Below are 601 nucleotides of genomic sequence, written 5' to 3' on the forward strand. Positions count from 1 at the left end.
CACCCTTGCCGATGAAGGTGTAGAAACGCCAGCCCCTGGCGGTCAATGCGGCAATCGCCGGTTCCGAGAGTTGCAGGAACACGCCGTTGGCCTGCACCGGGAACATCAGCTCCACGCCTGGAATATCCTTGACCAGTTCGGCCAGCAGTTGCGCGCAATGGTTGGCATGGCGCGCATGTTTGAGCCAGGCGTCGTTTTCCAGCAGCCCGACCCATGGCGCGGACAGGAAGCGCATTTTCGAAGCCAGTTGCCCGGCCTGCTTGCAGCGATAGTCGAAGTCTTCGGCCAGATCATGGTTGAAGAACAGGATGGCTTCACCCACCGCCATGCCGTTCTTGGTGCCGCCAAAGCACAGCACATCGACGCCCGACTTCCAGGTCAGCTCGGCAGGTGAGCAGTCCAGATAGGCGCAGGCATTGGAGAACCGGGCGCCGTCCATATGCAGATGCAGGCCCAGTTCCTTGCAGGTTGCGCTGATCGCCCGCAGTTCTTCCGGCAGGTAGACACCGCCGACCTCCGTCGCCTGGGTCAGGGTCACGACCCGGGGTTTGGGATAGTGGATATCCTGACGCTTGAGCGCCACTTCACGGATCGATTCAGG

General features: G+C 61.4%; 1 protein-coding gene. It reads right to left on the reverse strand.

From position 1 onward, the window contains the following. Nucleotides 1-601: beta-eliminating lyase-related protein (locus tag NRB16_RS28965; protein ID WP_257107576.1), on the reverse strand; the 601-nt coding region annotated here is incomplete at both ends.

It is taken from the genome of Pseudomonas sp. LJDD11 (assembly GCF_024584215.1).
Lineage (GTDB): Bacteria > Pseudomonadota > Gammaproteobacteria > Pseudomonadales > Pseudomonadaceae > Aquipseudomonas.